The organism is Pseudocitrobacter corydidari, from assembly GCF_021172065.1.
Lineage (GTDB): Bacteria > Pseudomonadota > Gammaproteobacteria > Enterobacterales > Enterobacteriaceae > Pseudocitrobacter > Pseudocitrobacter corydidari.
In genome coordinates this window covers 2,107,250-2,133,424 of the sequence record NZ_CP087880.1, presented here as the reverse complement: position 1 = coordinate 2,133,424, position 26,175 = coordinate 2,107,250, and the positions used below count along the sequence as shown (strand labels likewise).

The following is a 26,175-nucleotide window of genomic DNA, read 5'->3' as shown; positions in this document are numbered from 1 at the left end:
CAATATTTCAATTTAAGTTGATAATGATCTCATTTTTATTTCCAGGTGAATGACAAGGCTATTTTTTATATTTACTATTTTACCTGTAGTACAGGATGAAGGTCTGCGGCATGCTTAATGTTCATAGCATTAAGTAACAGGGAGCTATTAATTCTAAAAATACTTCTGCCGCCTTTTTGTCATATCAGAGGAAAACAGCGTGAAAAAAATAGCTACCTTTATTGCACTTGCCCTGGTCAGTGCATCGGCAAGTGCTGTCACTATCGACCTGCGTCACGAATATACCGATGACAGCCAGGTTCAGAAAGAGCGTTTATTGATTTCTCACCGCTTTGCCAACGGCTTCGGTATTTCGATTGAAGGCAAGGTGAAGTCTGGCGGGGACGATCAGGATAAGGTGTTTCATGATGTTGTAGATAACGGCGATGAATATGTCGTGAGCTACCAGTTTACCGCAGCACCGGGGTTCACGGTACAACCTGGCTTTGCGCTGGAAACATCATCTTCTAAAGCGATTTATAAACCTTATATTCGTGGCCAATATACATTTGATAACGGCATTTATGTTGCGGCTCGTTATCGCTATGAATATACCCGCGATACGTCAGCGGATAAGGACGATGAACACATCAACCGTGGCGACCTGTGGCTGGGTTATAAGATCAAACAGTGGGCTTTTGAAGGCAACTATTTGTATAAGAAGAGCGAAGACTACGATCGCTTTAATAACGGCAAAGACGATTACGAGTTGAACTTAAAAGTTGCCTACAGCATTGATAAAAACTGGAAGCCATACGTAGAGCTGGGGAACGTCTCTGTTCGTTCGACAACAGACGAACGCCAGACGCGTTATCGTGTTGGGTTACAGTATACATTCTAAAGCTGAAGAGGTTGCCTGATGGCGCTGCGCTTATCAGGCCTACCCGCACCTAACCCGTAGGCCGGGTAAGGCGCAGCCGCCACCCGGCAAAGATGCACAGTCGCTAACCGTAGGCCGGGTAAGCGTAGCGCCACCCGGCAAACAGGCCGCTCCGTATTACCCGCAAACCTCACACCCAGGGTTGCGCATCAACTTCATTTCGCGGAACTGGCAGGTCATCGCGTCGTACATCACGATTTTTCCGGCGGCAGGCGTGCCGTAGTGGGCGAGCACCTTGATTGCCTCCATCGCCTGTAATGAGCCAATCACGCCAATCAGCGGCGACATCACGCCCGCCTCTACGCAGGTCAGCGCATTTTCACCGAACAGACGGCTCAGGCAGCGGTAGCACGGCTCGCCGTCCTGCCAGGTGAAGACGCTGATTTGCCCCTCCATACGAATGGCAGCGCCGGAAACCAGCGGCGTTTTATGGCGGAAGCAGCCGGCATTCAACTGATTACGCACCGCGACGTTATCGGTGCAATCCAGCACCAGATCGTGCTGTGCAATCAGCGCCCACAGCGCCTCGTCGTCGAGCATTGCGTTATGCGTCACCAGGTGGGTATGCGGGTTTATCCGCGCCAGTGCATCCCGCGCGGAATCCACTTTAGGCTGGCCGATAGTGGCGTCGCTATGCAGCGTCTGGCGCTGAAGGTTAGAGAGCGCCACGGTGTCGAAATCGACCAGTGACAGTTGCCCGATACCGGCGGCAGCCAGATACTGCGTGGCCGCGCAGCCCAGCCCGCCGAGGCCGACGACCAGCACTTTCGCCTCTTTCAGCCGCTCCTGTCCGTCGAAATCAAAGCCGCGCAGAATGATTTGCCGGTTATAGCGCATCATCTCCGCATCGCTGAGTTCCGCTGCCATTACAGGCCTCCCAGCAGATGATTAAATGGTTCCACTTCGACCCATTCGCCTGCTTCCACATGACCGCGTTCGCGTTCCAGCACGATAAAACAGTTGCCCTGGCTGAAGGAGCTGAAAATATGCGAGCCCTGATGGCCGGTGGTGCTGACGGTCAGTTCGCCGTTAGCGTCCCGCTGCAAAATACCGCGCTGGAAATCGAGGCGGCCCGGTGATTTTTTCAGACGCGAGGCGGCACGCACGCGCAGGCGCGGCGCTTGCGTAGAACCGGTGAAACCGCTCAGTTTCGCCAGCAGCGGCTGCACCAGTTGGTAGAAGGTGAGCGCCGCAGAGACCGGGTTGCCCGGCAGGCCGCAGAACCAGCTGTCGCTCAGTTTGCCAAACGCGAACGGTTTGCCCGGTTTAATCGCCAGCTTCCAGAAGCCGATTTCGCCCAGTTCGTCGAGAATAGTTTTGGTGTAGTCTGCTTCGCCGACGGAGACGCCGCCGGAGCTGATGACCACGTCGGCTTCGCTATCGGCTTTGATAAACGTCTGACGCAGCTCTTCCGGGTCATCGCGAATAATGCCAAGGTTAATCACCTCGCAGCCCAGTTGTTCCAGCATCAGATGTACCGCCAGGCGGTTAGTGTCATATATCTGACCATCACCCAGCGGCTGACCCGGCAGTTGCAGCTCGTCACCGGTAGAGAACAGCGCCACGCGGACTTTACGCACCACCTCAACCTCTGGAATACCCAGCGAGGCCAGCACCGGTAGTTCAGCCACCGTCAGGCGCGTACCGGCTGGAAAAACCACCGCGCCGTTGGCGATATCTTCCCCGCGACGGCGGATGTTCTGGCCCGCTTTCACCGGGGCAGTGAAGCGCACGCCTGCGTCTGTTTGTTCGGTTTGTTCCTGCATCACGACTGCGTCGCAGCCCGCAGGAACCGGCGCACCGGTCATAATGCGGATGCAGCTTCCGGCAGGCCATTCGCCGTGATACGGCTGACCGGCGAAGGCTTTCCCCGCGACCATCAGCGGTGCGTCGGTGGCGATATCGCTCAGGCGCACGGCGTAACCGTCCATCGCCGAGTTATCAAAACCGGGTACGTCCAGCGGCGAAACCACATCGCGCGCCGTGATACGGCCAAACGCCTGCACAAGCGGAAGCGATTCTGAAATATTGAGCGGGGTGATTCTTCCGAGCATCTGGCTCAGCGCATCGTCAAGCGGGATCAGGCCGGCGGTAAAATCCATGGGTAAACTCCTGGGAAAACATCGAATCCGCCCATTATGGCAGAAAAGCGCCGCCCGCTGTATTCCACCAGAGGCGTATCTTTATTCAAAAATCGAATAGGTTTGACGCCACGATAATGATATTTATAGATAAAGTTATTTAATGACAGGCAATGAAGAATCCATGGGAAAAGCAGTGATTGCGATTCATGGCGGTGCGGGGGCGATTTCCCGCACGCAGCTCTCGGCGCAGAAGGAACTGGAGTACGTTGAGGCACTTTCCGCGATTGTGGAACAGGCGCAGCAGATGCTGGAAGCGGGCGCGAGCGCGCTCGACGTCGTTACCGAAGCGGTGCGCCAGCTGGAAGAGTGCCCGCTATTTAACGCCGGGATGGGCTCGGTCTTTACCGCCGATGAAACTCATGAACTGGACGCCTGCGTGATGGACGGTTATTCGCTGAACGCGGGGGCGGTGGCGGGCGTGAAGCATCTGCGTAACCCGGTGCTGGCGGCGCGGCAGGTGCTGGAGAACAGCCCGCACGTACTGTTGATTGGCGATGGCGCTGAAACCTTTGCGCAGCAGCAGGGTATTGAGTTGGTGAATAACGATATTTTTTCCACACCCGAACGTTTTCACCAGTTACAGGAAGCCAGAGCGCAGGGCGCGGTTAGCCTCGATCATGACGCCCCGCTCGATGAACGCACCAAAATGGGCACCGTGGGCGCGGTGGCGCTCGACAAACACGGCAATCTGGCGGCGGCGACCTCGACCGGCGGCATGACCAACAAACTGCCAGGCCGCGTGGGCGATAGCCCGCTGGTTGGCGCGGGATGCTACGCGAATAATGCCAACGTGGCGGTCTCCTGCACCGGGACGGGGGAAGTGTTTATCCGTGCGCTGGCGGCTTACGATATCGCGGCGCTGATGGAGTATGGCCACCTGAGCCTGCACGAAGCCTGCGAACGCGTGGTGATGGAAAAACTGCCCGCATTAGGCGGCAGCGGCGGCCTGATTGCTATCGACAGTGAAGGCAATGTGGCACTGCCGTTTAACAGCGAAGGGATGTATCGCGCCTGGGCCTATGCAGGCGACACGCCAACCATCGGCATTTATCGGGAATAAGGAGACGTTGCTTGCCGCACTCTGAACACCTCGATCCACAGAATGTCCTGAGCGTTCAGGATCTCTGTGTGACTTTCGGCCAGCAGCAGGCCGTTCGCCAGCTTAGTTTTAGCCTCAAGCGGGGCGAGACGCTGGCGATCGTCGGCGAATCGGGTTCCGGGAAATCGGTGACCGCGCTGGCGCTGATGCGTCTGCTGGATAAGGAAAACGCCCGCGTGCGCAGTCAACAGATGCTGTTGCGCCGCCGCAGCCGCGATGTCATCGAGATAACAGAGCAGTCGTCCACGCAGATGCGCAACGTGCGCGGTGCGGATATCGCGATGATTTTTCAGGAGCCGATGACCTCGCTGAACCCGGTGTTTACCATCGGTGAGCAAATTGCGGAATCAATTCGTCTGCATCAGGGCATGGGCCGCGAAGAGGCGCTGGCGGAAGCGAAGAAAATGCTGGAACGCGTGCGCATTCCTGAAGCGCAGGCAATGCTGGCGCGTTATCCGCACCAGCTTTCCGGCGGCATGCGTCAGCGGGTGATGATTGCGATGGCGCTCTCCTGTCGCCCGGCGGTGCTGATTGCCGATGAACCCACGACGGCGCTGGATGTCACCATTCAGGCGCAAATCTTACAGCTTATCGACGTGCTGCAAAAAGAGATGTCGATGGGCGTGATTTTCATTACCCACGATATGGGCGTGGTGGCGGAAATCGCCGACCGTGTGCTGGTGATGTATCAGGGCGAAGCGGTCGAGACGGGCAGCGTCGAGGCGATTTTCAACACCCCTGAACATCCTTATACCCGCAAACTGCTGGCGGCGGTGCCGACACTTGGCGAAATGCGCGGCAGCGATTTGCCGCGCCACTTTCCGGAATTTGATTCGCCCGCGTCTGACATTGAAGAACAAAATACCGTGGTTGCCGGTGAGCCTGTGCTTCAGGTGCGCAATCTGGTTGCGCGCTTCGATATACGCAGCGGCTGGTTGAATCGCGTGACCCGCGAAGTGCACGCCGTCGAAGACGTCAGCTTTGACATCTGGCCCGGCGAAACGCTGGCGCTGGTGGGCGAATCGGGCTGCGGAAAATCGACGACCGGACGCGCGCTGCTGCGGCTGGTCGAGGCGCAGAGCGGCACCATCACCTTTAACGGCGAGCGCATTGATACGCTCTCCGCCCATCAGCTTCAACCGCTGCGCCGCGATATTCAGTTTATCTTTCAGGACCCTTATGCGTCGCTCGACCCGCGTCATACGGTGGGTTACTCGATTATGGAGCCGTTGCGCATTCACAAGAAGCTGGAAGGCGAGGCCGCGCAGCAACGCGTGGCCTGGCTGCTGGAACGTGTGGGCTTGCAGCCGGAGCACGCCTGGCGTTATCCGCATGAGTTTTCCGGCGGTCAGCGTCAGCGCATCTGCATTGCCCGCGCGCTGGCGCTGGAGCCGAAAGTCGTGATTGCCGATGAATCGGTTTCGGCGCTGGATGTGTCGATCCGCGCGCAAATTATTAATCTTCTGCTTTCCTTACAGCGGGAGATGGGCATTGCGTTTCTGTTTATTTCACACGATATGGCGGTGGTGGAGCGCATCAGCCACCGCGTGGCGGTGATGTACCGTGGGCGAATTGTTGAAATTGGCCCCCGGCGCGCCGTCTTTGAAAACCCGCAGCACCCTTACACCCGCAAATTACTGGATGCCGTACCGGTAGCCGATCCCGCGCATCGTCGGCCGCAGCGCGTGCTGCTCTCTGACGAACTGCCGGGCAATATTTATAAGCGGGGAGAAGCGGTGGTGAGCGTCCCGTTGCAGCAGGTTTCACCGGGGCATTATGTGGCCCGCGAACCGATGGCAAACGCGCTCTTGCGAGAATAATAATGACAGGCAGGGTACTTCAGGAGAACAACATGACACAACGCGTATCAGGAAAATGGCTTCTGGCGCTGGGCGTGGCCTCCGCGCTGGCGGCGTCCCCGGCGTTTGCCGCCAAAGATGTGGTGGTGGCGGTCGGCTCGAACTTCACCACGCTCGACCCGTATGACGCCAACGACACCCTGTCGCAGGCGGTGGCGAAGTCGTTCTATCAGGGGCTGTTTGGCCTTGATAAAGAGATGAAATTGCAGAACGTGCTGGCAGAGAGCTACACGGTGTCTGACGATGGGCTGAACTATACGCTCAAGCTACGTGAAGGCGTGAAGTTCCAGGACGGTACCGATTTCAACGCCGAAGCGGTGAAGGCTAACCTCGACCGCGCCAGCAATCCGGAAAATCATCTCAAGCGTTATAACCTGTATAAAAATATCGCCAAAACCGAGGTGGTTGATGCCAGTACCGTCAAAATCACCCTGAAACAGCCGTTCTCGGCGTTTATCAATATTCTGGCTCACCCGGCGACGGCGATGATCTCTCCGGCGGCGCTGAAAAAATATGGTAATGAAATCGGCTTCCATCCAGTGGGAACCGGGCCGTATACGCTTGAAACCTGGAATCAGACCGATTTTGTGAAGGTGAAGAAGTTTGACGGCTACTGGCAAAAAGGGCTGCCGAAGCTCGATACCATCACCTGGCGTCCGGTTGTCGATAACAATACTCGCGCGGCGATGCTGCAAACGGGCGAAGCGCAGTTTGCCTTCCCGATCCCTTACGAACAAGCGCCATTGCTTTCGAAAAACGCCAACCTGGAGCTGGTCGCCAGCCCGTCAATCATGCAGCGTTACATCAGCATGAACGTGACGCAAAAGCCGTTCGATAACCCGAAAGTACGCGAAGCCATTAACTATGCCATCAACCGCCAGGCGCTGGTGAAGGTGGCATTCGCGGGTTATGCCACGCCGGCGACGGGCATCGTCCCGCCGTCAATTGCCTATGCGCAAAGTTACCCTGCGTGGAAGTACGACCCGGCGAAAGCGCGTGAACTGCTGAAAGAGGCGGGCTACCCGAACGGCTTCAGCACCACGCTGTGGTCATCGCATAATCACAGCACCGCGCAGAAAGTGTTGCAGTTTACGCAGCAGCAACTGGCGCAGGTCGGTATTAAAGCGCAGGTGACGGCGATGGACGCCGGGCAGCGCGCGGCAGAGGTTGAGGGCAAAGGGCAAAAAGAGAGCGGCGTGCGTATGTTCTATACCGGCTGGTCCGCCTCGACGGGCGAAGCGGACTGGGCGCTGTCGCCACTGTTTGCTTCGCAGAATTGGCCGCCAACCCTGTTTAACACCGCGTTTTACAGCAACCCGCAGGTGGATAAAGACCTGACCGAGGCGCTGAAAACCACCGACAGTAAACAGAAAGCCAGCCTCTACAAAGCGGCGCAGGATACGCTCTGGAAAGAGTCACCGTGGGTGCCGCTGGTGGTTGAGAAACTGGTTTCCGCACACAGCAAAAAACTGACTGGCTTCTACATCATGCCGGATACCGGTTTTAGCTTCGACGAGGCGGATCTGAAGTAAGGTTCAGCCCCCTGCGCGGGGGCGGAACACAAGGAGAGTCATGCTCAACTATGTGATTAAACGCCTGCTGGGGCTTATCCCGACGCTGCTGATTGTGGCGGTGCTGGTGTTTCTGTTTGTTCATATGCTGCCGGGCGACCCGGCGCGTCTGATTGCCGGGCCGGAGGCCGACGCTGAGGTTATCGCGCTGGTGCGTCAGCAACTGGGGCTCGATCAGCCGCTGTACGTGCAGTTCTGGCACTATATTACCAACGCGATTCAGGGTGATTTCGGCCTGTCGATGGTCTCGCGTCGCCCGGTCTCGGAAGAGATCGCCAGCCGTTTTATGCCAACCCTGTGGCTGACGCTTGCCAGCATGGTCTGGGCGGTGATTTTCGGTATGGCGATGGGGATTGTCGCCGCCGTCTGGCGTAACCGCTGGCCGGACCGCCTCGGCATGGCGATTGCCGTCACCGGCATCTCGTTCCCGGCTTTCGCGCTGGGCATGCTGCTGATGCAGGTTTTTTCCGTTGAGCTTGGCTGGTTGCCGACGGTAGGCGCGGACAGCTGGAAGCACTACATTTTGCCGTCGCTGACGCTGGGTGCGGCGGTGGCCGCCGTCATGGCGCGTTTCACCCGCGCGTCGTTTGTTGATGTGCTTAACGAAGACTATATGCGTACCGCGCGGGCGAAAGGCGTTAGCGAGCGTCTGGTAGTGCTTAAGCACGGCCTGCGGAACGCGATGATCCCGGTGGTCACCATGATGGGCTTACAGTTTGGTTTTCTGCTGGGCGGCTCGATTGTGGTGGAGAAAGTGTTCAACTGGCCTGGGCTGGGCCGGTTACTGGTCGATTCGGTCGAGATGCGCGACTATCCGGTGATTCAGGCGGAAGTACTGCTCTTTTCGCTGGAGTTTATTCTTATCAACTTAGTGGTGGATGTGCTCTACGCTGCCATTAACCCGGCTATCAGGTATAAATAAGTGCGACTACTTAACTGGCGACGCCAGGCCGCTCTCGATGCGATGCCGACGATTCACAGTACGCAACCGCGCACGCCGTGGCGCGAGTTCTGGCGTCGATTCCGTCATCAGCCGGTGGCGATGGCGGCAGGCATATTCATTCTTCTGCTGATTGCGGTGGCGCTGGTCGCACCGTGGATTGCACCGTTCGATGCGGAAAACTATTTCGACTATGACCGGCTTAATGAAGGGCCGTCATTAATACATTGGTTTGGCGTCGATTCGCTGGGCCGCGATATCTTCAGCCGCGTGCTGGTGGGGGCGCAAATCTCGCTGGCGGCGGGGGTCTTTGCCGTACTGATCGGCGCGGCGATCGGCACAGTGCTTGGGCTGCTGGCGGGGTATTATGAAGGCTGGTGGGATCGCATTATCATGCGTATCTGCGATGTGCTGTTCGCCTTTCCGGGGATCCTGCTGGCGATTGCCGTGGTGGCGGTGATGGGCAGCGGCATGACCAACGTGATTATCGCGGTGGCGATTTTCTCGGTGCCAGCCTTTGCACGCCTGGTGCGCGGTAATACGCTGGTGCTCAAGCAGCAAACCTTTATTGAATCGGCGCGCAGCATTGGCGCGAACGACATAACGATTATCTTTCACCACATTTTACCGGGAACCGTGTCGTCGATTGTGGTCTATTTCACCATGCGTATCGGGGTGTCGATTATCTCGGCGGCGAGTCTCTCTTTCCTCGGCCTTGGCGCACAACCGCCGACGCCGGAGTGGGGCGCGATGCTCAACGAAGCGCGCGCGGATATGGTGATGTCGCCGCACGTCGCGCTCTTCCCGGCGATCGCGATATTCCTGACGGTGCTGGCGTTTAACCTGCTGGGCGACGGTCTGCGCGATGCGCTTGATCCGAAAATTAAAGGCTAGATATCTGTTTGCGTGTTTTAGCGTTAAATAAAACATGCAAACAGAACGAAACCCTTTATTAGAGGGATAGTTTCGCATGGGATAAAACTTATATGGTTATTATTTAAGTGCGTATATTAACGCATGGTGAGTTATTTATATGTATATTTCATTCTTGATTTAAAATAAGGTTTTTGATGATGGCGTTATAAGTCGCATCTTTTGCAAAGATAAGTTGAATAAATAAGCGTTTACAGATTCGTAGTTGTATATTTCATTATTATATTGTTACAAGATATAGAGCATTAATTGTCTATTTTTAAGCACGTTTCGCAAATATTTCCTCGTCTCGCTAAGCCACCATTATATCAAGACTAAGTATTATCTGAATTATGATGTCGCTAAGCGGCTTTTACGTTGAAAAAAGGAAGTACAAAATGAAACGTTCAACACTCGCTCTATTCATTTCATGCGCAATGTTTTCTACGGCGAGCTTTGCCACGCCGGTACAATTAGCCTCGGTAAAAAATCTCTCTACCGATACGGAAGTCAACGGCTTCCAGAGCTCCCTGTTTTACAGCGATACCGGCACGGTAAATGGCTTTGATCTGCCGATTCTCGGCTATACGGAAATGGACCAGGTTAACGGTTTCCAGCTTGGCGCTGTGGCGGGTTCTCATGTGCGTAACGGCGTCAACGGGGCGGCGATTGGCTTATTCAACTGGCACGGTGGCGAAGACAACGGCCTGAACATCAGCCTGGCAAACCAGGTTGGTGTTATGAACGGTGCCAGCGTCGGTATTTACAGCGCTGCTGACGAACTTAACGGCCTGAATATTGGCGCAGCCACCGCCGTTGGTAACCTGAACGGTACCGGTGATATTAATGGTATGAACGTTGCGGGTCTGGGCAATTATAACAAAGGCCGGATGTACGGTTTGAATGTAGCCGGTCTGGGTAACTATACCGAAGGCACTATGCGCGGCATGAACGTTGCGGGCATTGGTAACTATATTGGCGGCGACATGAAGGGGTTCAACGTCAGCCCGTTCAGCTGGGTTGAAAAAGATATTACCGGTGCCAACGTCACTCTTGCCAACCATAGCCGAAATGTTGAAGGCCTGAACGTCGGCGGTATTGCAAACTGGAGCGAAGGCGATATCAAAGGCATGAACGTGGCGGTCGTTAACGTTTCAGAAAATATGACTGGCCTGAACGTTGCGCCATTTAACAAATCAAAAGAGACGGTGGGTGCCAATATTTCCGCATTCAACTGGTCTGAAAATACCACCGGTTTTAATATGGCGGCATTTAACCGTACTAACGATATGACCGGTTTCAACCTGGGTGCTTTCAACGTGGCGAATAATGTCACCGGTATGAACCTCGGCGCGGTGAACTTCAACGGTGGTAATGTTGACGGGCTGAACATGGGGGCGGTGAACGTAACGTCTGAAAATGTTACCGGTTCAAACATCGGGGCGATCAACGTGACGTCTGGCAGCAGCTCCAGCGACTTTGGTGCCTTTAACTATGCCGATACCACCAACTTCCAGTTTGGCCTGATTAACGCCACTAAACACCTGGAAGGCTTGCAGATTGGTGTGATCAACGTTGCGATGAACGCTACGGTGCCGGTATTACCGCTGGTTAACTTCCACCGCTCATTCTGATTCGGAGCCTGTGTGCCTGATGGCGCTTCGCTTATCAGGCCTACCGGATTTTTGCAATATTTTGTAGGCCGGATAAGGCGTTTACGCCGCATCCGGCAGGAAAGCCCGAAAGGGCTTTCTTTCACTGCGCCATCACCACATCAAATCATCCGGCACTTTAAAATCAGCGTACGGATCGTCTTCGTCCTGCTCTTCCTGGCTCAATGTGCTGTTTAATACAATGCTGGCCGCATCACGCTGGGCGATTTTATCTGCCACACTTGCCGGGATAATGGCGTATTGCGCATCGCCATTTGCATCGACCAGCAAACGGGCGATAGCGAGACGGCCATTAATCAGCTGGGTCTGCGTCACTTTATCGACCACCACTTTTTTGATGAGGTTATTGTCGGTAAAGTTAAAATCGATATTGCCTTTGCTGATGGTGATGCGGTTCATCTCAATCAGCTGTTTTACCTGCGCCTTCAGCTCTTTTGATAAAACGGCCTGTTTTTGCTGCTCGCTCAGTTGCTTATCACGCTCAAGCTGCGCTTTTTTGTTTTCTTCAACCGCTTCGCGCGCCTCACGAGCCTGTACGCGTGATTTCTTTGCTGTTCTCTGGACTTTGGCCACTTTTTTGCTGGTCACTAAGCCCGCTTTGAGCATCTGCTCTTGTAAGGTAAGTTTTGTCATCTTGCTTATCAGTCCGTTAAGAGTGTCAGGGGGAAAATGTCAGGTTTAAACCTTCAGCATTTTCACCGTGACATCGATATCAATTTCGTCTTCCGAGAAGATATGCGTTGTGCCCTGGAAGGTGGTGATAGCCAGCTTTTTCAGCGTGCGTGTCGCGCCCGGTTTGGCCTCACTTTTTGGACGAATACTGTTCATTAGCACGCCGACAGAAAGCACCGCGTTCTCTTTGTCGATACGCGTATCGGCAGGCACATCTTCGCTGAATACCACGTAAGACTTAATTGAGGTAAGCTTCAGGCGCTCGCCCGCAATGTAGATATATTTGCTTTCCGGCAGCACTTTTACCGCATACGCCGAGAGCCCTTTGTTGTTGGTGGTGGGCTCAAAAGTTACGGCTGCATCTTTCTTGATAAGATCAGGATTGGCGACCTTAATCACATGAAAATAGCGATTGTCGCCGTTCTCGTCTTTGATAAATCCAAAACCTTTATCTTTAAACCACGTTGTGATTGTTCCGTTCATCGCCATTACCGCCTGATTGTTTATCTACTCAGTTTTTGCAGCGCGCAGTTTAATGCACAATGCCTGCGCAGACCATGCCTTTGACTGAAGTTTGGCTGAGAAAATGTGGGTTTGCGAGGGCAGGGGCGAAAGCGTAACGTGCGCCATTCCACCCTGACCACGGTTATGCGCGTTCTTTCGCCCAGGGCCGTGCTACATTCAGACGACGATAAACGGAAGGGGTGATCCCGACGCGTTTTACGAACGCCCTGCGTAGCACATCACCGCTGGAATAACCGCACTGGCTTGCGATTGCCTTTAAAGGCAACGCATCTTTTTCCAACAGCATTTTTGCTTTATCGATGCGGCAGGCTTCCAACCATTCGCCAGCCGCCATCTGCATTTCCTGCTGAAACAGCCGCCCAAGATGGCGAATGCTCAGGCCAATATGATCAGACATCTCCTTCAGGCTTAATACGGTGTCGAGATTCGCGAGCGTCCAGCGCTGTAAATCCTGAAAGACGCTCCGGGCTGAAGGGGAAATCTCACTATGGCGGATAAAATGCCCCTGGTTAACCGGTCGGCGGAAAAACATCACCAGATTGCATGCTACCTCCTGAGCCACTTCGCTTCCCAGATCCTCCTCTATCAGGCGCAGCGCTAAATCCATGCCTGATGTGACGCCTGCCGCCGTTCTTACCGGGCCATCACAGACATACAGGGCATCGATATCCACCTCCGTTTGTGGAAATGCGTTGGCAAAACGGGCGGCAATTGCCCAGTGTGTGGTGACTTTTCGTTGGGCCAGTAATCCGGTTTGCGCCAGTAAAAATGCGCCAGTACAGATAGAACCATAGCGATCGCTTTTTTCACAAAGCGCGCGAATATGACTCTTTTGTTGTTCCGTTAACGCCTGCTGCCAGACCTGCGGCGCGCCTGCGATTAAGAAGGTATTCGGGCTGAGCGTTTCGGTTTGTTCAAGAAGAGAGTTTGCCAGCAACGTGATACCTGAGGAGGCATTGATCGTCAATGTATCAACGGCAATGACAGCCGGTTCATAGACCTGCCGATGAAGAAGGCGATTGGCTTCAGCGAAGACATCTAATGGCCCGGAAACGTCCAGAAGTTGCACGCCGGGAACGGCAAGAATGGCGATAACGCGTTTCATGAAAGATGGGTGTCCTGATTCACTGTAATGTCTTAAATCGTCGTAACTGGATTATTTAAGACAAACAGAATGCCTTGTAAACTTCCTCTCATCAACCCACTGGAGGTAAATATGACTTTTAATGTACAAGGTATTCGAATCCCTGATAGCAAACTGGCTCGCGAAGCGACTGAATTCGTTCGTGATACGGAAAACGACCTGCTGTTTCATCACTCCAGCCGAGTCTATTACTGGGGAGCTCTGGCGGGCCAGCGACGCGGGTTAAACGTGGACTACGAGCTGCTCTATGTTGGCTGCATGTTCCACGACGTTGGCCTGACGCACGAACACTGTAGCTGCGATAAACGCTTTGAAGTGGATGGTGCGAATGCCGCGCGCGCTTTCCTTGAAGGTCACGGCGTTGATGCCCATGATGTCGACAAAGTCTGGGCGGCAATCGCGCTTCACACCACGCCCGGTATTCCTGAATTTATGGCGCCGGAGATCGCATTATTAACGGCTGGCGTTGAAATGGATGTTCTGGGTATTGAGTATGAAAAGGTAAGTGATGAGAGCCGTGAAGCGGTGGTACATCAGCATCCGCGAGTCGGGAATTTTAAAGAAAACATTATTGATGCGTTTTATCAGGGAATTAAAGACAGGCCGCAAACCACTTTCGGTAATGTTAAAGCTGATGTGATTTGCGATAAAGATCCCCAGTTTGTTCGTGGTAATTTTTGTAGCGTGATTCGAAACTCGCTCTGGAAGGCGTAATAAGTGAATGAATAATTTTTTGTTCTATGTTTGAGATTTATCCCGTTTGAGGATATCAGTTAAATTGATCGCTGATATCCTCTACTTTGGAAATTAAGCTGTTACAGCTTTGCCAATCTCATCGCGGATTTTGTCCTCAATATCGGTTGCTGACCCTGCCTGCGAGTCAAAAATCTTGCCCTCGCAGGACCAGACAGAAAAAGCCTCCGTGAGGCCTGAGTCGAATACCTTCTTCGCATTTTCCGCAAGCACAGCAATCACCAGGTCATGATGGTTTTTATCGACTTTTCGGGCGATGTTGCCTGCTAATTTATCGTTATCATATCTCTCATTGGTTTGACGCCAGCTTTTTATGGCAGAGGTTGTTTTTATCATCACCTCTGTCCGGTAGCCCGCCTCGTTGAGGCGTTCTAATGTTTGCATGGGGGTATCGGCGTTACGAAAGGTACCTTCTATGACGATATTTAATTTGTTTTCAATGGCTTTTTTGAGCACTCGCTCGACCATTTCACCGGAAAACTGCGCCGTGTTGCTCACAAAATCATCGCCATAGGTAGCATAAATTGCCTGGAAATCAGGATGGTGGAAGCGAAAATCATCACCATTAATAACCAGCGCATTAAAGTCAGTCTGCGCCAGCGCGCGCTTAATGAGTAACGACTTTCCGGCGCCAGGTTGTCCGCCTAACACAAAACCGACAGGCTGTGCCTGAGGCGTGAGTTCTCGTTTCGTCAGACGACGCCATATCGACTCTAAAGGGTCATCATTTATATCGATATTATGGCGAGCATTATTTGCGCTATAATATTTGTCTCTTAAATATTTAAACCGCGCAATCCCTTCGTTAAAGTTAACATCTTCGGCGTCAGTGGAATAAAGATAATCTCGATAAATAATACTTTGGTTAATATCCTGACTTAAATCCAATGCTTCAGAATTATCTCTATTTCCACATGCTGCGGATAAAAATGCAATACACTGACTTGCGCCATTCAATAGCGCATCTTTTTCCATTAACGTTGCCATTTACGACTCCTGTAAAGAATATCTTTCCTGAAACAATGCTACTCGCTATGCTCTTCAAACCACATCTCTGCCTCATATCTTGCGCCACCGTGTTCGTCTGTGAGCATTTCCCGAAATATTTCATGCAGTTCTGGTAAATCGTAACCGTTGCCGTTAATCGCACAGCCCGCCCAACTGCGGACTTCGCCATGCTTATCGCGGAGTAATCTGATAAGAAGAGGCAAAATGCTGTTATCAGCCTGGTAAATAAGTGCGCATGCGACGGCATGACGGACGGTGACAAAAGGAGAATCGGCAGCCTGAGTACAGCGATTTTTAAGCGTCACCCAAAGTGCTTCATCCGCATAATGATGTGAAAATAAGTGGCCCATCGCAATAATGGCGCTGGCGCGCACGATGGCGGTGATATCATTGGCCGCGCAGGAATCCAGAAAGGCCATAATATCGGGAACGTTACTTTTCGCGGTTTTTATTTGCCCAAGAATAAAACAGGCAACTTCACGAGTACGGTAGTTTTTATCATGGCAGCGTTGTTTCGCCTGGGCCAGAATCTGGTCGGAACCCATGAGTTGTAGACGTCTCGCTGCGGCATAGCGAAGTGAATGGTCTTTATTTTCTAAAAAGGCATACAGCTCATCTTCACTGAGCTGTTCACAAAAAAGCCAGGTTCTATGTTCTTTGGCGTCCTGGCGGCGTTGATATTCCGTTCTCATAGTGACTCATCCTGAGTACACGCCGCACAGGGTGCGGTGCGAGTTTTTAAACCCGGCTACCCCACAGGTCATACTCGTCGGCGTTATCCACTTTCACGCGGATAATGTCGCCCGGTTTGACGTTGGTTTCGCCATTCAGATACACCGCGCCGTCGATTTCCGGGGCGTCGGCCATGCTGCGGCCAATTGCACCTTCTTCATCCACTTCGTCGATGATGACCATCACTTCACGGCCCACTTTCTCCTGCAAACGCTCGGCGGAGATCTGCTGTTGCAGCTGCATGAAGCGGTTCCAGCGATCTTCTTTCACATCGTCCGGTACCTGATCCGGCAGATCGTTGGCGCTGGCGCCTTCAACCGGGCTGTACTGGAAACAACCGACGCGATCGAGACGCGCTTCTTTCAGGAAATCGAGCAGCATCTGGAAATCTTCTTCCGTTTCACCTGGGAAGCCGACGATAAAGGTCGAGCGCAGGGTCAGTTCCGGGCAGATTTCACGCCACTGTTTGATGCGCGCCAGCTGGCGGTCAACGGAGCCAGGGCGTTTCATCAGTTTCAGAATACGCGGGCTGGCATGCTGCATCGGGATGTCGAGGTACGGCAGAATTTTGCCTTCCGCCATCAGCGGAATGACGTCATCGACATGCGGATACGGATAGACGTAGTGCAGACGCACCCAGACGCCCAGTTTTGCCAGCTCTTCACACAGGCTGACCATGCTGGTTTTGACCGGGGAACCGTTATGGAAACCGGTGCGGTGTTTTACATCGACGCCGTAAGCGGAAGTATCCTGCGAGATAACCAGCAGCTCTTTTACGCCAGCGTCGGCCAGGCGTTTCGCTTCAGAGAGCACATCGCCAATCGGGCGGCTGTCGAGGTCGCCACGCATGGACGGAATGATGCAGAAGGTGCAGCGGTGGTTGCAGCCTTCGGAAATTTTTAAATAGGCGTAATGACGCGGCGTCAGTTTCACACCCTGTTCCGGCACCAGGCTGGTAAACGGGTTGTGCTGTGGCTTCGGCGCATAGTGATGGACGTGTTCCAGCACCTGCTCGTAGCTGTGTGGGCCGGTAATTTCCAGCACTTTCGGGTGCACTTCGCGAATCTGATCTTCTTTGGCACCCAGGCAGCCGGTGACAATCACCTTGCCGTTTTCTTTTAAGGCTTCGCCAATCGCTTCCAGGGACTCCTGGACGGCGCTGTCGATAAAACCGCAGGTGTTGACGATAACCATATCGGCATCATCGTAGCTCGGGACCACGTCGTAACCTTCAGTACGCAGCTCCGTTAAAATACGTTCGGAGTCCACCAGGTTTTTCGGGCAGCCCAACGATACAAAACCAATTTTGCTCATTTTATATACTATTCATTGCTCGGAATCGGGAGATTATACATACGGCGCGGCATGACAGCCAGATACGTTAATCACCATTTTTCAGGCCGGGAGACGGGGATTCGTGTCAGTGTAGAAAAAGTGTTTCTGGTTCGTTTCAGTTGTTGAATTATTGACCTTACGCATCGTTTTGTACAAAAAATGACCTTATAATAAATGTGCCAAATGGATGAGGAGGGAGGAAATCACATGAGTGGAATGACGCTGAAACGCAACATGATGAATAAAATCATCAATGCGCGCATCGATCTCGACGCTTACCTGCAACTGAGAAAAGCGAAGGGATATATGTCGATCAGCGATAACGAGCATCTGCGTACTAACTTGTTTGATTTATGTGGTGAATTGCGTAGCAAAGCGCCACAGCTGATACAGTCCGCAACGCCGAAAGAAAGGGACGCTTTGCGGCAGGCAGGCGAAGCAATCGCTTCTGCGGCTGTGTGTTTGATGACCGGGCACCATGACTGCCCGACTTCCATCGCCGTTAACGTGGCATCGCTCGAACGCTGTCTGACGACGTTGAGTGAAAGCATTTATAGTATGAATGCCCACATCGACACTTTGCACGCCTGACCTCAGGGGGAGTTCACTCCCCCTGTTAAAGGTTTTGTAAAATCCCCCGCGTTATCAATGACGTTGTCTACCCTTAAGCCAAACACTGGTGGCTTCCGGAGTGGGCTATGCGTCGCACGTTTCTAACCCTTACTTTAAGTTCTCTGCTGTATGTCGCTTCCGCCCAGTCGGCGGAGGTTAACGTTCAGGTGTTGCAGGATAAACTCGAGCACCCCTGGTCGCTGGCTTTTCTGCCGGATGATCGCGGCATGCTGATTACGCTTCGTGGCGGTGAACTGCGTCACTGGCAACAAGGTAAAGGGCTCTCAGCGCCCATTTCGGGCGTGCCGAAGGTATGGGCAAACGGGCAGGGCGGTTTGCTGGATGTCGCCCTGGCCCCGGATTTTGCCCAGTCGCGCCGCGTGTGGCTGAGCTTTGCGGAAGCGGGCGACGACGGTAAAGCCGGAACGGCGGTCGGCTATGGGACATTAAGTGACGATAACCAAACGTTAAAGAACTTTACTGTGGTGTTCCGGCAGATGCCGAAGCTCTCTACCGGTAATCACTTTGGCGGCAGGCTGGTGTTTGATGGCAAAGGGCATCTCTATATTGGCCTGGGTGAAAACAATCAGCGCAGCACCGCGCAGGATCTCGACAAACTTCAGGGTAAAGTTGTGCGTCTGACCGAGGAAGGCAAGGTGCCGGACGATAACCCGTGGCTGAATAAATCGGGCGTGCGCCCGGAAATCTGGTCCTACGGTATTCGTAATCCGCAGGGGATGGCGATGAATCCGTGGAGCGAGACATTGTGGCTGAACGAGCATGGCCCGCGCGGCGGCGATGAAATCAACATTCCGCAAGCGGGCAAAAACTACGGCTGGCCGCTGGCGACGCACGGCATCAACTACAGCGGGCTGCCGATCCCGGAAGCGAAAGGGAAAACCGCGCCGGGTACTGAACCACCACTGTATGTCTGGGAAAAATCCCCGGCTCTAAGCGGCATGGCGTTCTACGATGCGAAGACGTTCCCACAGTGGCAGCACAAACTGTTTATCGGCGCGTTGAAGGATGAATCGGTGATTGTGATGCAGGTAGACGGCGATAAGGTGATGGAAGAAGCAAGAATTCTCGGCGATCGCAAACAGCGTATCCGCGATGTACGCGTCGGACCCGACGGTTATCTGTATGTCTTAACCGATGAGTCCGACGGCGAGTTGCTGAAGGTCAGCCCTAAAAATTAACGCATAATGCGACGTAAAATACGGTTCGCCTGCTCCTCGAAGGTGGTTGCAGCTTCGTCGATGGAGGCTTTACCGTGGTCGATGCTTTCTCTGGCGGCGGTGAACAGTGCGCCAAATTGTGGATCTTCCAGGTATGGCGAGGCTGTTGATTTGTTTGGCATTGACGTCGATTGAATCAGACCCGCGATCACCGGATCTTCATCTTTCAGAATATCCGCGTCGCGGAGGATTTTTTCACCGTCCCGGCTCAGCGGTGCGCCGCGTTCAAGGCCGACCGGAAGTACACCCTCAGATTCGCTCATCAGGAAATGCAGTAATTGTGCGGCCTCCTGCGGATGTTTTGTGTTGCGGCTGATGGAGTACATCAGTGCGGTTTTCCTGAACTGCCCGGCGTCTTTTGCGTCTTTATGCATCGGATAGGGGCCCATCACCAGGTCTGACGGGTTTTTCAGGTTCTGCGATTCGGCGGTGTAGAGCACGTTCCAGTTATAAACGCCGCCCCATTCACCGTTGATCCACGGCTTCATTTCGTAGTTCACGCCTTTACCAAACGAGGCCATCGCTTTGGTGTCCGGAATAACGTGGTTATCCGCCAGCTTGCGATAGAAGGTTAACGCCTCAACCAGTTCTTCATGTGACCAGGCGATTTTCTTCGTTTTCTCGTCGATCATCTCTTTCTGGTTCTTCTGGTACATATAAGAACGCAGCATCAGCAAGGCATCCTGCTCGGAGAGGATCAGCGGATAATAGTTATCGCCCAATTTCTCTTTAAATACCGGGCCGGTCGCCAGCAGTTCATCCCAGGTTTTTGGAAACTCGACGCCCGCTTTTTTCCAGGTAGCGGCGTTGTAGAAGAACAGCATCACGTTAGAGGAAATAGGAATAGCGTTGATTTTGCCATTCACGGTGGTGGTTGCCAGCGCTTCAGGCGGGTATTGATCCAGACCCAACGGTTGACTCAGTTTGTTGAGATCGTAAAAACCATCGCCTTTCTTCGACAGCAGCGTCAGCCAGTTTCAGTTGGTCTGCATAACGTCAGCTTCGGTGTTGCTGTTCATCTGGGTGGTCAGGCGAGGATAAAAACCGTCCCAGCCGGTGTATTCCGCTTTCACCTTGATGTTCGGATATTTGGCCTGGAAGGCTTCCAGCGCTTTCATGGTGGCCTGGTTACGGGCTTTACCGCCCCACCAGGCAAAACGCAGTTCAACCTGTTCGGCGCTGTGTGCAAGGATTGGCATTGCGCTGAAACTGCAACAGGCCAGCATCAGCAGAAGTGATTTTTTCATTGAATAACCCCTCCGTGTTAAAGGATCAGCGGCGATCTCTGCGCTGTTGATGATATGTGGATAGCGCTTTCACCATCTTCATTTCTTGTTCACACCACGGTTTGCCGTCGGCGTGGAGTACATCGTGGAACCACAGCGACTGCGGGTCGGGATGCGTTTTTTGCACGCCAGGCCAGGGGATCCAAGTTTGGGTTTTTCCGGCGACCAGGCCCCAGTGGTAGCAGCCCGTTTCGAACGCGCTGAACAGTGGAAGTTGTTCGCTAAAGTTGCAGTCGACGTGGCGGGCAAGCCACTCGGTGCACAGCACCGGGCGGTTGCGCTGGGCCAGTTTTGCCAGAATATCCAGCTGACGGGCGGCGGTATTGTAGTTGTGGTAGCTGACGATATCAGACAGCGCCAGCGCGGCGGCATCAATTGGATGCTCGAAGGTGGCGTACTCATCGTGATCGACATGCCATGCGCCAACGGTCAGCGGTTGGCTCGGGCGAACGTCGTGCGCCCAGCTGAATACGGAGACCATGAGGGTTAACGCGAACTCTTCCAGCGCGTCGTCCACTTCGCCAGACTCGCCGGGGCCGATAAACACGCCGCGGTTGCCGGGTTCGTTGTAGAGATCCCAGATAGCCACACGTTTGTCATTTTTAAAGTGGGTTAACACGTCACGCACATAGGCTTCAACGCGAGGCCACAGGCTTGGGCTCATCACAATGGCGCGCCCTGGGCTGGCTGCCGCCTGGCTGTTATGCAGGTTGGGTACGGGATCTTTTTGCGGGCCAAGATAGGGCTCGTCGCCGGAGAATCCGCAGTCATCCATCAGGGTTAGCATTACCTGAATTTCATGTTTCGCGGCAAGCGTCAGAAAAGTGTCGATGCGCGCCAGAAGGCCATCGCGATCGTCTTCCCAGACAATAAACGGCAGGTTGGTGCGCAGGGCGTTGTAGCCATAGTTGTGCGCCCATTCCAGCTCTTGATCGATAGTGTGGGCGTCGAAGGTTTCGGCCTGCCACATTTCCGTCCAGTTCACCGCCGTGCGCGGTAAATAGTTAAATCCACAGGCCCATCCATGATGCTTGTACCACTCCTGCGCCTGTGACTTACTCCACTGAGATTGCATGAGTATTCTCCATTGGTAATAATATTAGCTAATATTTATTACCTGCGTAGTGCACGCAATAAAATTCCTGGCATTTTGCCGTTTTGTTCACAAAAAAGTCGTAGATGTTTTGTGCTATAGTCGGCAGCGATAAGGAGCCGAAATGCAAAAGAAAAATAAGATAACCATGAGCGATATTGCCAGGGAAGCGGGGGTGTCACAGGCCACCGTATCGCTGGTGCTGAACAATAGTCGGGCGGTGCGTTTGAGCGACGATACGCGTGAGCGCGTCTTCGTGGCGGCGCAGAAGCTGGGCTATAAGAAAATCGCCGTGGCGCACCGCCAGGAAGGGCAGGAAGAGATTGCATTACTGCTTTGCGGTATGGACGGTTATGATCCCTTTATCGACGCACTAAGCGAAGCCAGCAGTACGGCCTGGCAGCGGGATACGTTGCTGACTGTTTATGACTATGGCGATGATTTTGAAATGGCGCGGCAAATCATCCAGCAGCTGGCGGGGCGTAAGTGCGCGGGCGTGATTCTGGCGAGCCCAACGACACGGGCGTTTGATTTTTCTCCGTTTGAGCCGCTGCTCAATGTCCCGGTCGTGCTCCTGAATCAGTACGACCCAGCGCGGCCACTGTTACCGACATTTCTGCCGGACGATCGCGCGAATGCCTGTCAGATAGTGAATCATCTGCTGGAGCAGGGCGTGACGCGTATCGCACACATTACCGGGGATGAATGGATGGACGCCAGCGTTCTGCGTCTGGAAGGCTATCGTCAGACGCTGGAGCAGGCGGGAATCGCCATTGATGAGGCGTTAATTAAGCCGACGGACTGGTCATTGAATGCGACATTTAACGCTACGCTTGAGCTAATGAAATTACCGCAGCCGCCGCAGGCGATATTTTGCGCCAGCGACTGGATGACGCTTGGCTGCTATCAGGCGCTGGCGACGCTCAATATTAAGGTGCCCGATGACATTCTGGTGTGCGGCTATGACGATCAGCGAATTGCACATCAGTTAACGCCGAGACTCACCAGCGTACAGTTAGCCTACAGCGAGCTTGGCAGAATGGCGGTGGCATATTTATGTGACGGCGATGATGTCGCCACGCACGTCCGGCTGGTGGGGAAATTACAGGTACGCGGCAGCAGCCAGCGTACCTGAATGGCATCAGGTGACGGGGATCATCACCACGTTCTGGAAGGCCGGGCGATCCGCAAGCTGCTGATACCAGCGCGTCAGATGCGGATGCGGCTGCCAGGTTTTTACTGTTTCCAGCAGGTTGTAGATGAACGGCGCGACCGCAATATCGCCGGGGCCAAATTCCTCGCCCGATAACCAACGTTGTTTCGCCAGTTCGGCATCAAGAATCGTCAGCAGGGGTTCGCACTGGGCGATGGCTTTTTCAATCGCCGCGTGGTCGCGCTTTTCCGGCGGCGTTCTGACCAGCCCCATCAGGATCAGGCGATGGCTCGGGGCGAGGGTATCATTGGCCCAGTCCATCCATTTCTCGCCCTGCGCGCGCGTTGCCGGTGAATCCTGCCACAGGCGTCCCTGGCCGTACTGGGCTAGCAGATAACGCACGATAGTATTTGACTCCCACAGCACAACACCGGCTTCGTCATCTTTCAGCAGCGGCACCAGGCCATTGGGATTGAGCGCCAGAAATTCGGCGTCGTGGTTCAAACCAAACTCCATGCCCGCCATGATCTGCTGATAAGGTAATTCCAGCTCTTCCAGCGTCCAGCGGACCTTTTTCACGTTCGTTGAGTTATTGCGTCCCCACAGCGTAATCATAATCACCCCAGTGTTTCGTATCAGTACGTATCAGCATGGTGATTCAATCCTGGGCATTAGGCAATCTTGATCAAAAAATTGTTCAGGATTTTCGCACATCCCTGGGATCTTGCGTAAACTTAACAAACTTTACCAACTCACTGTTTCTTTGAGAGAGTTTATACGTTATTACTCACCGCCTGGTGCAGCACGGTTACGGTAGTGGCGTGTTTTTTTTGGAATGGATACTTGGGTGGCTTTTATGACGCGTGATGCTTTTTCCCTTCGAAGCCTGGTTGCGGGCTCTGCTCTTTTACTTCTTGTCGCACCTGCTGTGCAGGCGGCGGAACAACTTCCTGATGCGCCGTCTATTGACGCACGTGCGTGGATCCTGATGGATTACTCCAGCGGTAAAGTGTTAACCGAAGGGAATGCGGACGAAAAACTGGACCCGGCCAGCCTGACCAAAATCATGACCAGCTACGTGGTGGGCCAGGCGCTGAAAGCGGGCAAAATTAAGCCGACCGACATGGTCACCATCGGAAAAGATGCGTGGGCGACCGGCAACCCGGCGCTGCGCGGCTCTTCCGTCATGTTCCTGAAGCCAGGCGAGCAGGTTTCCGTCGAGAACCTGAATAAAGGTGTGATTATCCAGTCCGGTAACGACGCCAGTATCGCCATTGCGGACTACGTTGCAGGCAGCCAGGACTCCTTCGTGAGTCTGATGAACGGCTACGCGCAGAAAATTGGCCTCACCAATACCACCTTCAAAACCGTCCACGGCCTTGATGCGCCGGGGCAGTTCAGTACTGCGCGCGATATGGCCTTGTTGACCAAAGCCATGATCCACGATGTGCCGGACGAGTACGCGATTCACAAAGAGAAAGAGTTCACCTTTAACAACATCCGCCAGCCAAACCGTAACCGTCTGTTGTGGAGCTCCAGCCTGAACGTTGATGGCGTGAAAACGGGCACTACCGCAGGGGCGGGCTATAACCTGGTGGCGTCTGCCAGTCAGGGAGAAATGCGCCTGATTTCCGTGGTACTCGGCACCAAAACGGACCGCATCCGCTTTGGCGAATCAGAAAAACTGCTGACCTGGGGCTTCCGCTTCTTCGAAACCGTGACCCCGATTAAACCGGACGCCACCTTTGTGACGCAGCGCGTCTGGTTTGGTGATACCAGCGAAGCGAAGCTTGGCGCGGGCGAAGCGGGTTCAATTACCATTCCGAAAGGGCAACTGAAAAACCTGAAAGCCAGCTATACCCTGACGCAGCCGCAGCTTACCGCGCCGCTGAAAAAAGGCCAGGTTGTCGGGACCATCGACTTTAAACTGAATGACAAAACTATCGAACAGCGTCCGCTGATCGTGATGGAAGCCGTGGAAGAGGGCGGGTTCTTTAACCGGATGCTCGATTTCGTGCTGATGAAATTCCACGAATGGTTTGGTAGCTGGTTCTCTTAATCCCTTCCAAACGGGCGAAATCCTTCGCCCGCTTTTTCTTAAAATGTCATTAAGATTTTCTAAATTGTCTCTCGTTGACTCACCCCGATAATAGTACGGCCATTCGATTGGCTCATTCTTATTTTTAGTGAATAAGAGAATTTCTAACTATTATTTATTTTTATTAGAGATACGCTCGTGAAGGAATATAAAGCCGTTATATATCAAGAAGGTATGCTGGGAAGCCTGCTTCTGGGGGGATCCAAAGTCAATCCTGTTAAGTTAAGTGATTTTCTGAATAAAAATGCCAAAGAGGGTTGGCGAGTTGTGACGATGGAAAAGGATAATCGCCGCATGCTGCTGTTTTTTATGCGCGAAGCCTACGTCATTGTCCTTGAAAGAGACATATGAAAACAACCATCATTGTCTGTCTGATTATTCTGGTGGCATGGTCATGTCTGGCGTTGATTCAGCTGTGGTTTGTCCCACTTAATGGCTGGACATTTATTAAAATATCTATTACCGCTGGCGTACTGGATGTTGTGGTATTGGTTGTCGGTTTATGTCGACGAGAATATTGCGAAAACACCAAAATGAAGGACGATGGATATATAGACTAAATATATATTTATCGCCACGAAGAGTGATTAACATCATACGGGAATCATCCGTATGATGTTAATTCTTATACTTACCACACCATTTCAATATTCTTTTCTTTGCAGTAATCCAGTAAAGCCCGTTCCGGGGCTGTATCACTGACCAGTACATCAAACTTGTCCAGCGCGCCCATTCTTGCAGGGCGTATCTTGCCAAATTTACTGTGATCCGCCACCAGCACATGGTAGCGCGCCTGGCGCATCGCCCAGTGTTTTACCGGTAACTCTTCGAGGTTAAAGCAGGTTGCACCCTGAACAATGTCGATACCAGCCGCCGAATAAAAGGCGATATCCGGGCAGATATGGGCCAGCGTGTCGTGCTCGCTTAACGGTTTAAAGATGGCGTTGCTGGCGTGAAACTCACCGCCGCAGAGGATCACGTGACAGTGGGGTTTTTCCTGTAACGCCAGGAAGGTGTTAAGCGAATAGCAAACCCCGGTAAAGGGCAGATCATTATCAATAGCGTCAATGATCCACGGCGTCGTTGTGCCACAATCAAAAAAGGCCATCTGATGCGCTTTCAGCAACTGCGCAGCATGCTGGGCCGCGCGCTTCTTTTCATCCACCAGGCGCGTTTTTTGATCGCTTAAGAGATAATGCGAGGCACTACGCGGTTCGAGAACGATGTAGCCGCCGAGCAGCACCACCGGCCCGCTCTGGCTATTCAGGTCACGGCGAACCGTCATTTCTGAAACGCCCAACAGCGCCGCGGCTTCTTTAAGATGCAGTTTATCGCTGCGCTTTAATGCCTGAATGAGTTGACCAATCCGATCGTCGCGTCGTGTTTCCATGTTTCCTCTACCGGGCCAG

At 53.4% G+C, this 26,175-nt stretch carries 25 protein-coding genes and 1 pseudogene; 14 read left to right on the top strand and 12 right to left on the bottom strand.

Annotated elements, in window-relative coordinates; all coding sequences use genetic code 11:
* The first annotated feature begins 199 nt into the window (after positions 1-199).
* Complete coding sequence (locus G163CM_RS09925; RefSeq protein WP_231827886.1) at positions 200-880, top strand: oligogalacturonate-specific porin KdgM family protein; 681 nt, start codon at positions 200-202, stop codon at positions 878-880.
* Positions 881-1,036: 156 nt separating this feature from the next.
* Here G163CM_RS09925 and moeB read toward each other — a convergent pair whose 3' ends face one another.
* Positions 1,037-1,786, bottom strand: coding sequence for a molybdopterin-synthase adenylyltransferase MoeB (gene moeB / locus G163CM_RS09920; protein ID WP_231827885.1), 750 nt, complete (start codon positions 1,784-1,786; stop codon positions 1,037-1,039).
* Entirely contained in the window at positions 1,786-3,021 is a 1,236-nt protein-coding gene (gene moeA / locus G163CM_RS09915; RefSeq protein ID WP_231827884.1) for a molybdopterin molybdotransferase MoeA, read from the bottom strand. The genes moeB and moeA overlap by 1 nt, the downstream gene beginning before the upstream one ends.
* Before the next feature lie 163 nt (positions 3,022-3,184).
* Here moeA and iaaA point away from each other — a divergent pair, with 163 nt between their 5' ends.
* The 6 genes from iaaA to G163CM_RS09885 all read left to right on the top strand — a co-directional run bounded on the left by iaaA (position 3,185) and on the right by G163CM_RS09885 (position 11,078).
* Positions 3,185-4,123 carry a beta-aspartyl-peptidase gene (iaaA, locus tag G163CM_RS09910; RefSeq protein ID WP_231827883.1) on the top strand — a complete coding sequence of 313 codons (939 nt, stop codon included), beginning with the start codon at positions 3,185-3,187 and terminating at the stop codon, positions 4,121-4,123.
* An 11-nt stretch (positions 4,124-4,134) separates the two neighbouring features.
* Entirely contained in the window at positions 4,135-5,982 is a 1,848-nt protein-coding gene (gene gsiA, locus G163CM_RS09905; RefSeq protein WP_231827882.1) for a glutathione ABC transporter ATP-binding protein GsiA, read from the top strand.
* Positions 5,983-6,014: 32 nt separating this feature from the next.
* Complete coding sequence (gsiB, locus tag G163CM_RS09900; protein WP_231827881.1) at positions 6,015-7,553, top strand: glutathione ABC transporter substrate-binding protein GsiB; 1,539 nt, start codon at positions 6,015-6,017, stop codon at positions 7,551-7,553.
* Positions 7,554-7,593: 40 nt separating this feature from the next.
* On the top strand, positions 7,594-8,514 hold the full coding sequence (gsiC, locus tag G163CM_RS09895; protein WP_015965178.1) for a glutathione ABC transporter permease GsiC: 921 nt from the start codon (positions 7,594-7,596) through the stop codon (positions 8,512-8,514).
* Positions 8,515-9,426: a glutathione ABC transporter permease GsiD gene (gsiD, locus tag G163CM_RS09890; protein ID WP_015965177.1), complete on the top strand. Its 912-nt coding sequence runs from the start codon at positions 8,515-8,517 to the stop codon at positions 9,424-9,426. It abuts the gene before it with no gap.
* Between the two features lie 416 nt (positions 9,427-9,842).
* Positions 9,843-11,078 carry a hypothetical protein gene (locus G163CM_RS09885; protein ID WP_231827880.1) on the top strand — a complete coding sequence of 412 codons (1,236 nt, stop codon included), beginning with the start codon at positions 9,843-9,845 and terminating at the stop codon, positions 11,076-11,078.
* Positions 11,079-11,210: 132 nt separating this feature from the next.
* Here the strand turns inward: G163CM_RS09885 and G163CM_RS09880 are convergent, their stop codons facing one another.
* From G163CM_RS09880 to G163CM_RS09870, 3 genes are all read right to left on the bottom strand, one after another.
* On the bottom strand, positions 11,211-11,750 hold the full coding sequence (locus tag G163CM_RS09880) for a DUF2058 domain-containing protein (protein ID WP_231827879.1): 540 nt from the start codon (positions 11,748-11,750) through the stop codon (positions 11,211-11,213).
* Positions 11,751-11,795: 45 nt separating this feature from the next.
* Positions 11,796-12,278, bottom strand: coding sequence for a cold-shock protein (locus tag G163CM_RS09875; protein ID WP_231827878.1), 483 nt, complete (start codon positions 12,276-12,278; stop codon positions 11,796-11,798).
* A gap of 157 nt (positions 12,279-12,435) precedes the next feature.
* Positions 12,436-13,419: a GlxA family transcriptional regulator gene (locus G163CM_RS09870; protein ID WP_231827877.1), complete on the bottom strand. Its 984-nt coding sequence runs from the start codon at positions 13,417-13,419 to the stop codon at positions 12,436-12,438.
* Between the two features lie 111 nt (positions 13,420-13,530).
* Here G163CM_RS09870 and G163CM_RS09865 point away from each other — a divergent pair, with 111 nt between their 5' ends.
* On the top strand, positions 13,531-14,172 hold the full coding sequence (locus G163CM_RS09865; protein WP_231827876.1) for an HD domain-containing protein: 642 nt from the start codon (positions 13,531-13,533) through the stop codon (positions 14,170-14,172).
* Between the two features lie 93 nt (positions 14,173-14,265).
* Here G163CM_RS09865 and G163CM_RS09860 read toward each other — a convergent pair whose 3' ends face one another.
* Genes G163CM_RS09860 through rimO form a run of 3 tightly spaced genes read right to left on the bottom strand, consistent with a single transcriptional unit; the run spans position 14,266 to position 17,265 of the window.
* Positions 14,266-15,198, bottom strand: coding sequence for a zeta toxin family protein (locus G163CM_RS09860; RefSeq protein ID WP_231827875.1), 933 nt, complete (start codon positions 15,196-15,198; stop codon positions 14,266-14,268).
* Between the two features lie 38 nt (positions 15,199-15,236).
* Complete coding sequence (locus G163CM_RS09855; protein ID WP_231827874.1) at positions 15,237-15,911, bottom strand: HEAT repeat domain-containing protein; 675 nt, start codon at positions 15,909-15,911, stop codon at positions 15,237-15,239.
* A 46-nt stretch (positions 15,912-15,957) separates the two neighbouring features.
* Complete coding sequence (rimO, locus tag G163CM_RS09850; RefSeq protein WP_015965173.1) at positions 15,958-17,265, bottom strand: 30S ribosomal protein S12 methylthiotransferase RimO; 1,308 nt, start codon at positions 17,263-17,265, stop codon at positions 15,958-15,960.
* A gap of 228 nt (positions 17,266-17,493) precedes the next feature.
* Between rimO and G163CM_RS09845 the strand changes: the two genes are divergently transcribed.
* Together G163CM_RS09845 and G163CM_RS09840 are read left to right on the top strand one after the other, a co-directional pair.
* A complete protein-coding gene (locus tag G163CM_RS09845; protein WP_015965172.1) occupies positions 17,494-17,877 on the top strand; it encodes a biofilm formation regulator BssR in 384 nt (127 codons plus the stop codon).
* A 107-nt stretch (positions 17,878-17,984) separates the two neighbouring features.
* The gene (locus tag G163CM_RS09840) at positions 17,985-19,097 is read left to right on the top strand and encodes a PQQ-dependent sugar dehydrogenase (protein ID WP_231827873.1); all 1,113 of its coding nucleotides are present in this window, start codon (positions 17,985-17,987) and stop codon (positions 19,095-19,097) included.
* Here the strand turns inward: G163CM_RS09840 and G163CM_RS09835 are convergent.
* Together G163CM_RS09835 and G163CM_RS09830 are read right to left on the bottom strand one after the other, a co-directional pair.
* Positions 19,094-20,383, bottom strand: a pseudogene (locus G163CM_RS09835) (ABC transporter substrate-binding protein). The gene G163CM_RS09840 and the pseudogene G163CM_RS09835 sit on opposite strands and share 4 nt — an antisense overlap.
* A 25-nt stretch (positions 20,384-20,408) precedes the next feature.
* Entirely contained in the window at positions 20,409-21,497 is a 1,089-nt protein-coding gene (locus G163CM_RS09830) for a glycoside hydrolase 5 family protein (protein WP_231827872.1), read from the bottom strand.
* Positions 21,498-21,639: 142 nt separating this feature from the next.
* Between G163CM_RS09830 and G163CM_RS09825 the strand changes: the two genes are divergently transcribed.
* Positions 21,640-22,650, top strand: a complete 1,011-nt coding sequence (locus G163CM_RS09825) for a LacI family DNA-binding transcriptional regulator (protein ID WP_231827871.1) — start codon at positions 21,640-21,642, stop codon at positions 22,648-22,650.
* 6 nt (positions 22,651-22,656) lie between these two features.
* On the opposite strand, the gene G163CM_RS09820 is transcribed toward G163CM_RS09825, so the two are convergent.
* Positions 22,657-23,283 (bottom strand): glutathione S-transferase family protein, encoded by a 627-nt coding sequence (locus tag G163CM_RS09820; RefSeq protein WP_231827870.1) that lies wholly within the window; start codon positions 23,281-23,283, stop codon positions 22,657-22,659.
* Between the two features lie 241 nt (positions 23,284-23,524).
* Here G163CM_RS09820 and dacC point away from each other — a divergent pair, with 241 nt between their 5' ends.
* The 3 genes from dacC to G163CM_RS09805 all read left to right on the top strand — a co-directional run bounded on the left by dacC (position 23,525) and on the right by G163CM_RS09805 (position 25,326).
* Complete coding sequence (gene dacC, locus G163CM_RS09815; RefSeq protein WP_015965166.1) at positions 23,525-24,727, top strand: serine-type D-Ala-D-Ala carboxypeptidase; 1,203 nt, start codon at positions 23,525-23,527, stop codon at positions 24,725-24,727.
* 177 nt (positions 24,728-24,904) lie between these two features.
* On the top strand, positions 24,905-25,117 hold the full coding sequence (locus G163CM_RS09810) for a DUF4177 domain-containing protein (protein ID WP_015965165.1): 213 nt from the start codon (positions 24,905-24,907) through the stop codon (positions 25,115-25,117).
* On the top strand, positions 25,114-25,326 hold the full coding sequence (locus tag G163CM_RS09805) for a hypothetical protein (protein ID WP_015965164.1): 213 nt from the start codon (positions 25,114-25,116) through the stop codon (positions 25,324-25,326). The genes G163CM_RS09810 and G163CM_RS09805 overlap by 4 nt, the downstream gene beginning before the upstream one ends.
* Before the next feature lie 71 nt (positions 25,327-25,397).
* On the opposite strand, the gene deoR is transcribed toward G163CM_RS09805, so the two are convergent.
* Positions 25,398-26,156: a DNA-binding transcriptional repressor DeoR gene (deoR, locus tag G163CM_RS09800; protein ID WP_231827869.1), complete on the bottom strand. Its 759-nt coding sequence runs from the start codon at positions 26,154-26,156 to the stop codon at positions 25,398-25,400.
* Positions 26,157-26,175 lie beyond the last annotated feature (19 nt).